General features: G+C 71.4%; 6 protein-coding genes, 1 tRNA gene and 2 pseudogenes. 4 read left to right on the top strand and 5 right to left on the bottom strand.

Annotated features, from left to right (window positions below):
* Positions 1 to 1,803: rhamnogalacturonan lyase (locus C1I95_RS30580; protein ID WP_111219122.1), on the top strand; the 1,803-nt coding region annotated here is incomplete at its 5' end.
* 291 nt (positions 1,804 to 2,094) lie between these two features.
* Here the strand turns inward: C1I95_RS30580 and C1I95_RS30585 are convergent.
* A complete protein-coding gene (locus C1I95_RS30585) occupies positions 2,095 to 3,099 on the bottom strand; it encodes an LLM class flavin-dependent oxidoreductase (protein ID WP_233513983.1) in 1,005 nt (334 codons plus the stop codon).
* A 68-nt stretch (positions 3,100 to 3,167) separates the two neighbouring features.
* Positions 3,168 to 3,647, bottom strand: coding sequence for an Lrp/AsnC family transcriptional regulator (locus C1I95_RS30590; protein ID WP_111219126.1), 480 nt, complete (start codon positions 3,645 to 3,647; stop codon positions 3,168 to 3,170).
* A gap of 101 nt (positions 3,648 to 3,748) precedes the next feature.
* Here C1I95_RS30590 and C1I95_RS30595 point away from each other — a divergent pair, with 101 nt between their 5' ends.
* On the top strand, positions 3,749 to 4,906 hold the full coding sequence (locus tag C1I95_RS30595) for a trans-sulfuration enzyme family protein (RefSeq protein ID WP_438941352.1): 1,158 nt from the start codon (positions 3,749 to 3,751) through the stop codon (positions 4,904 to 4,906).
* A 46-nt stretch (positions 4,907 to 4,952) separates the two neighbouring features.
* Here the strand turns inward: C1I95_RS30595 and C1I95_RS36705 are convergent, their stop codons facing one another.
* From C1I95_RS36705 to C1I95_RS30605, 3 genes and pseudogenes are all read right to left on the bottom strand, one after another.
* Positions 4,953 to 5,108 carry a hypothetical protein gene (locus tag C1I95_RS36705; RefSeq protein WP_233513985.1) on the bottom strand — a complete coding sequence of 52 codons (156 nt, stop codon included), beginning with the start codon at positions 5,106 to 5,108 and terminating at the stop codon, positions 4,953 to 4,955.
* 524 nt (positions 5,109 to 5,632) lie between these two features.
* Positions 5,633 to 5,764: pseudogene (locus C1I95_RS37160) on the bottom strand (hypothetical protein); the annotation flags it as partial.
* Positions 5,738 to 5,810, bottom strand: a tRNA-Leu gene (locus C1I95_RS30605). The gene C1I95_RS30605 and the pseudogene C1I95_RS37160, both read right to left, overlap by 27 nt.
* Before the next feature lie 95 nt (positions 5,811 to 5,905).
* Here C1I95_RS30605 and C1I95_RS30610 point away from each other — a divergent pair.
* Together C1I95_RS30610 and C1I95_RS36715 are read left to right on the top strand one after the other, a co-directional pair.
* On the top strand, positions 5,906 to 6,526 hold the full coding sequence (locus C1I95_RS30610; RefSeq protein WP_111219128.1) for an ANTAR domain-containing response regulator: 621 nt from the start codon (positions 5,906 to 5,908) through the stop codon (positions 6,524 to 6,526).
* A gap of 351 nt (positions 6,527 to 6,877) precedes the next feature.
* Positions 6,878 to 7,003: pseudogene (locus C1I95_RS36715) on the top strand (thiopeptide-type bacteriocin biosynthesis protein); the annotation flags it as partial.

Consider the following 7,003-nt stretch of genomic DNA (forward strand, 5'->3'; position numbering starts at 1 on the left):
CCACCGCCGAGCACCTCACCGCCGACCACGCCGCCGCCCACCACCCCGCCGGCCGGCTCGATGCAGGCGGAGAACCTGGACCGCGGCCTGGTCAGCGTCCGCTCCGGATCGGGCAACCTGGTCTCCTGGCGGCTGTTGGGCACCGAAACCTCCGGCGTGGCGTTCAACGTCTACCGGGGCACCACCCGGGTCAACAGCAGCCCGATCACCGGCGCGACCAACTACCTGGACAGCGGTGCCGCCGCCGGCGCGGCGTACACCGTGCGGGCCGTGGTCAACGGCGTCGAGCAGGCCGCCTCCGCGCCGGCGCTACAGTTCCCGGCCGGCTACCTGGACGTGCCGCTACAGGTTCCCCCGGGCGGCACCACCCCCACCGGCGAGGCGTACAGCTACTCCGCCAACGACGCCAGCGTCGGCGACCTCGACGGCGACGGCCGGTACGAGTTCGTGCTCAAGTGGGACCCGTCCAACGCCAAGGACAACTCCCAGTCCGGCTACACCGGCAACGTCTACGTCGACGCGTACACCCTTACCGGCACCCGGCTGTGGCGCATCGACCTGGGCCGCAACATCCGGGCCGGCGCGCACTACACCCAATTCCAGGTGTACGACTACGACGGCGACGGGCGCGCCGAGGTGGCCATGAAGACCGCCGACGGCACCCGCTCCGGCACCGGCCAGGTGATCGGCAACGCGGCCGCCGACCACCGTAACTCCAGCGGGTACGTCCTCGCCGGCCCCGAGTACCTGACCATGTTCGACGGTCGCACCGGCGCCGCCCTGTCCACCGTCGACTACGACCCGCCGCGCGGCAGCGTCTCCTCCTGGGGCGACTCGTACGGCAACCGCGTCGACCGGTTCCTCGCCGCCACCGCGTACCTCGACGGGCAGCGCCCCTCGCTGGTCATGGCCCGCGGCTACTACACCCGCGCGGTGATCGCCGCCTGGGACTTCCGCAACGGCAGCCTCACCAAGCGGTGGACCTTCGACTCCAACATCTCCGGCAACGGCGCCGCCGCCGGCCAGGGCAACCACAACCTGTCGGTGGCCGACGTCGACGGTGACGGCCGCCAGGAAATCGTCTACGGCGCGGTCACCATCGACGACAACGGCCGGCTGCTGCACTCCACCGGCACCGGCCACGGCGACGCCATGCACGTCGGCGACCTCGACCCGACCCGCCCCGGCCTGGAGGTCTTCAAGGTCAACGAGGACGGCAGCAAACCCAGTTCCTACCTCGCCGACGCCCGCACCGGCCAACTCATCTGGTCCACCCCGGCCAACGGCGACAACGGCCGCGGCGTCTCCGGTGACATCTGGGCCGGCAGCCCCGGCGCCGAATCCTGGTCGTCGGCGGTGAGCGGCCTGGCCAACACCCGGGGCCAGAACATCGGCCGCAAGCCCTCCTCGACCAACTTCCTCATCTGGTGGGACGGCGACCCGGTCCGGGAACTGCTCGACGCCACCCGGATCGACAAGTACGGCCCGAACGGCGACACCCGCCTGCTCACCGGCAGCGACGTCGCCTCCAACAACGGCACCAAGGCCACCCCCGCGCTGTCCGCCGACATCCTCGGCGACTGGCGGGAGGAGGTCGTCTGGCGGACCACCGACAGCCGGGCGCTACGGATCTACAGCACCCCGACCCCGACCAGCACCCGCATCCACACCCTGATGCACGACCCGCAGTACCGGGTCGCGGTCGCCTGGCAGAACACCGCCTACAACCAGCCCCCGCACCCGAGCTTCTTCCTCGGCGACGGGATGGCCACCCCGCCCACGCCCCGCATCTACCTGCGCTGAGCCGGCGCAACGAGGCGGCCGGAAAAGGGACGGGCACCGGGCCGCGATCGCGGAATCCGCACAATCGCGGCCCGGTGCCCCACACCGCGGCACCCCCGACCCGTCCCGACCGGAGAGTGCCGTACCACCACCGGCACCAACGTTAGGCAGCGTCCGCGTCGCGAGAGTGACGCTGCCGTGAAGATCGTGTTTCGCGGTCCCGTGACCGGTGTGACCTGTGCCACCACATTCGCCCGGTCCGCCCGGCCAGCGACTCGGCGACACAGGTCCCGGCTCAACCGCGCGGATGCCTCAACGGCGCAGGCCGCCGGCCACCTCGTCGGCGATCAGCTCGAACGAGCGCACCCGGTCGGCGATGTCGTACACCATCGTGTTGAGCATCAGCTCATCCGCACCGGTGCGGGCCAACAGGTCGCCCAACTGCCGGCGTACCGTCTCCGGAGAGCCCGTCGCCTGACCCTGCCGGCGTTGCGCCAGGAACTCCCGCTCGAAATCGGTGTACGGGTACGCCGCCGCCTCCTCCGGCGAGGCGAGCGGCTCCGGCCGCCCGGCGCGCAGCCGCAGGAACGACAGCCCGGCCGGCCCGGACAGCCACTCGGCCCGCTCGTCGGTCTCCGCACAGACCGCGTTCACCGCCACCATCGCGTACGGCTCATCCAGCCAACGCGACGGCCGGAAACTCTGCCGGTACAACGCCAACGCCGGCAGGGTGTTCTGCGCGCTGAAGTGGTGCGCGAACGAGAACGGCAGCCCCAGCGCGCCGGCCAACTGAGCGCTGAACCCGCTGGAACCGAGCAGCCATACCGCCGGCCGCTGCCCACGCCCCGGGGTGGCCGTGATCGGCCCCGGCTCGTCGCCACCGAAGTAGTTCATCAGGTCGGCCAACTCCCGTGGGAAACCCTCGGCCGACAGCCCCTCCATCGTCCGGCGCAACGCCAGCGCGGTCACCTGGTCGGTACCCGGGGCGCGCCCGATGCCCAGGTCGATACGCCCGGGATGCAACGCGTCCAGGGTGCCGAACTGCTCGGCGACCACCAGCGGCGCGTGGTTGGGCAGCATCACCCCGCCCGAGCCGAGCCGGATGGTGCTGGTGTGCGCGGCCAGATGCGCGATCAGCACCGCGGGCGCCGACGACGCGATCGCCGGCATGTTGTGGTGCTCGGCCACCCAGAACCGGTGGTAGCCCAGTTCGTCGGTGCGCCGGGCCAGCTCGGTGGTGTGCCGCAGGGCCTCGCCGGCGGAGGCGCCGGCGGCAACGGGAGCAAGGTCGAGAACAGACAGCGGTACGTCGATCACACGGCGGGCCAACCCGCCGGATGCCGCATTTGTTCCCCCTCCGACGAGACCGTGGCGCGGTCGACAGTTCAGCCCATCCCGCGCGCCTGCTCGAAGATCAGACTGGTCTGGGTGTGCTGCACCGCCGGGTCCACGGCCAGATGATCCAGGACGAAGTCGCGCAGCGCCTCCGCCGAAGCCGCCCGTACGTGCAGGACGTAGTCCTCGGCACCGGCCACGTGGAACACCGACACCACCCCGGGCAGCCGCACCGACCGGGCCCGGAACGCGTCCACCGCCGCCCGCGCGTGCTCGGTCAGCCGTACCGACACCAGTGCCTGCAACGGCATCCCCACCGCCGCCGGATCCACCTCGGCATGGAACCCCCGGATCGCCCCGCACTCCCGCAGCGCCCGGGTCCGCGTCAGGCAGGTCGACGGCGCCACCCCCACCCGCTCGGCGAGGGCGTTGTTCGGCAGCCGCCCGTCAGCGGTCAGCTCGGCCAGGATCGCGCGGTCGGTGTCGTCGAGGGCCCCGAAGGGCCGCACATCGTTCGATGCGAGGGGCATCCCGCCATCCTCCACCGAACCAGGCCACCACAGAAAGGGGGTGCAGCGAATAATCTTCGAAACTGTTGCCCTGGATGGATCAGTTGTTCGATCCTTTCGGCATGCTGACCGTGGACACCCGAGCCGTACACGCCGGCCGCGACGACCTCGCGGCCCTCGGGGTGCACGTGCCGCCGATCGACCTGTCGACCACCAACCCGTTGCCGTCGGTCGATGCCGGCGGCGACGCCTACGAAGCCCTCGCCACCGGCGGCCATCTGCCCGCCGGCGCCAGCGCCGTCTACCAGCGGCTCTGGAACCCCACCGTGGCCCGCTTCGAGACCGCCCTCGCCGAACTGGAAGGCACCGCCGAGGCGGTCGCCTTCGCCAGCGGCATGGCCGCCCTCACCGCAGCCCTGCTCGCCGCCACCCGGGACGGCAAGCGGCACCTGGTCGCCGTGCGCCCCCTCTACGGCGGCACCGACCACGTGCTCGCCACCGGCCTGCTCGGCACCGAGGTCAGCTGGGCCCGCCCCGACCAGGTCGCCGCCGCCGTACGCCCCGACACCGCCCTGGTGATCGCCGAGACCCCGGCCAACCCCACCCTCGACCTGTTCGACATCGCCGCGCTCGCCGACGCCGCCGGCGAGGTGCCGCTGCTCGTCGACAACACCGTCGCCACCCCGGTGCTCCAGCAGCCCACCCGCCACGGCGCCCGGCTCGTCCTGCATAGCGCCACCAAGAGCATCGGCGGCCACGGCGACGTCCTCGCCGGCGCAATCGCCTGCGACGCCGAGTGGGCGGTCAGACTGCGCCAGGTCCGCGCCCTCACCGGCGCGATCCTGCACCCGCTCGGGGCGTACCTGCTGCACCGCGGCCTCCAGACACTGCCGGTGCGGGTACGCGCCCAGCAGGCTGGCGCGGAGAAACTCGCCGCCTGGCTCGGCGACCACCCGGCCGTGGCGCGGGTGCACCACCCCGGCCTGGACGACCCGGCCGGGCTGATCGGGCGGCAGATGGCCGGCCCCGGCAGCCTGCTCGCCTTCGAGGTACGCGGCGGCGCCCCGGCCGCGGCGGCGGTCGCCGGTGCCTGCCGGCTGATCACCCACGCCGTCTCGCTCGGCGGGGTCGACACCCTCATCCAGCACCCGGCGTCGCTGACCCACCGACCGGTCGAGGGGGCCGCGAAGCCCGGTGGCGGGCTGCTGCGACTCTCGGTCGGCCTGGAGGACCCGGAGGACCTGCGGGCCGACCTGGAGCAGGCGCTCGCCGCGATCTGAAGCCTCCCCGGGGGAGCGCTGCCCGCGCCTCGACTCCCGGAGGGCGTCAGGACTTGGGGCCCACATGGCGATCGAGGGCCCCCACCGCCTCTCGCCGAGCCACGGACAGGGAGTTGCGGCGGTTCATTTTCCAGGCGATGCCGAGCAGATCGAGCGCCCACTGGCAAAGTCCCATGATGTCGGTGGATTCGTTGGTGAACATGTAACGCGGGTAGACGTACGCCCTGCCCCGGTTGGTGACCCGATTCGAGACCCGACAGCCGTCGGAGTGGAACAGGCCGCGGACGAAGTGGCCGGGGTGTCCCTGACGATCTCCTCCTGCCAGTCGGCGAGGGCGATCCGGCGCTCGTGCTTCTTTCCGGGGCCGTGTTGTGGCAGCAGGCAGGGCCAGTGTTTTCCGTAGCTCTGCACATTGATGCAACCCGTCAACCGGATACGCTGGACCTTGGCGGCGAGCACCGCCCGCATGGCCTCGTCACACGCGTCGATCAGCCGGGGCCATGCGTTGTCGCACGAGATCCGTAGGACCGGCACCCGGGCGGATGCGACGAGGTGGCCGTCGCCGAGGTAGAGACCGAACAGATAAGCGTAGGCGGCAGGTTCTGTCGGGTATCTGATTCCTGGCGTGCAGCGGAAACAGCGCAATGCGGTGCCCTGCACGACCGGCTCTGGCCGGTCTCGGCACCAGTGCCACACCGTGGGATAGGCGAGCCCGAGGCTGCGGGCGACCTCAGCGATGGTCAGCCCCGAAACGTGGAGCTGGCGCGCTCGTGTGCGTATCTGCGGAGGATGCACTGAGGCATCTTCGAGCACACGTACGACACTTCTGGGTGCCCCCGGTGGGATTCGAACCCACACTTGATGGCTTTTGAAACCATTGTCTCTGCCGTTGGACTACAGGGGCTTCAGTTTCTCGGCCTGCACAGGTTACCCACTACGCTAGGGGCGGCGACACCCGGTACCGCGGGTGTCGGGGCTCAGACTGGGTGGGAGTGGCTCGTGGCCGAGACGCAGACGGATGCCGCGCGCAGGCGGGTACTGATCGCCGAGGACGAGGCGCTGATCCGGCTGGACCTCGCCGAGATGCTGGTCGAGGAGGGCTACGAGGTGGTCGGGGAGGCCGGCGACGGCGAGACCGCCGTCCGGCTGGCCGAGGAACTCAAGCCCGACCTGGTCATCCTCGACATCAAGATGCCGATCATGGATGGGCTGGCCGCCGCCGAGCGGATCGCCGGCGCCCGGATCGCCCCGGTGATCATCCTGACCGCCTTCAGCCAGCGGGACCTGGTGGAGCGGGCCCGGGCGGCCGGCGCGATGGCGTACCTGGTCAAGCCGTTCCAGAAGAGCGACCTGGTGCCGGCGGTGGAGATCGCGCTCTCCCGCTACTCGGAGATCGCCGCGCTGGAGTCCGAGGTCGCCGGGCTGACCGATCGGCTGGAGGTCCGCAAGACCGTCGAGCGGGCCAAGGGCGCGCTGATGACCACGTACAACATGACCGAGCCGCAGGCGTTCAAGTGGATCCAGCGCACGGCGATGGATCACCGGATGACCATGAAGGAGGTCTCCGAGCGGATTCTCGCCGAGACCGCCGGCGGCGAGGTGGCCCAGCCGGCTTCCTGACCGGGCTACGACGGTCGCCCGAAAGCCCCTGCCGTCGATAGCATCGACCCGTGGTGATCGGGCGGATGGTCGCGGTCGTCGCCGGCGTGGCGGTGGCGCTGGCCGGCTGCGCGCGCCCGGGCACGCCCACGGATCCGGAGCCGCTGCGTCCGGCCTGGCAGTCGATGACGCTGCCGACGCCGGCCGGCACGGCCGGTCGGATCATGGTGCGCGACGCGGCGACCTGTGCCGGGCGCTGGTTCGCCGTCGGTGGGGTCGCCGACCCGGCGGGGCAGACCCGTCCGGCGGCCTGGACCAGTTCGGACGGGCTCACCTGGTCGCTGGTGCGGACCGCGCCGTCGACCTTCTACCATCAGCTACCCCGGCCACAGCCGCCAAGAACGCGAACAGCACGCGATACCCCACCTCAGCCGCGTCCTACCCGCCGCCGAAACCGCCGGCATGATCACCGCCTGGTGGTTCATACGCAAAGGGCCA

The organism is Micromonospora craterilacus (assembly GCF_003236315.1).
Classification (GTDB): Bacteria; Actinomycetota; Actinomycetes; order Mycobacteriales; family Micromonosporaceae; genus Micromonospora; species Micromonospora craterilacus.

Bases quoted from the DNA above. Each gene is read 5' to 3' on its own strand.
- C1I95_RS30590 (WP_111219126.1), bottom strand. From the start codon at position 3,647: ATGCCCCTCGCATCGAACGATGTGCGGCCCTTCGGGGCCCTCGACGAC.
- C1I95_RS30595 (WP_438941352.1), top strand. From the start codon at position 3,749: ATGCTGACCGTGGACACCCGAGCCGTACACGCCGGCCGCGACGACCTC.
- C1I95_RS36705 (WP_233513985.1), bottom strand. From the start codon at position 5,108: ATGTTCACCAACGAATCCACCGACATCATGGGACTTTGCCAGTGGGCG.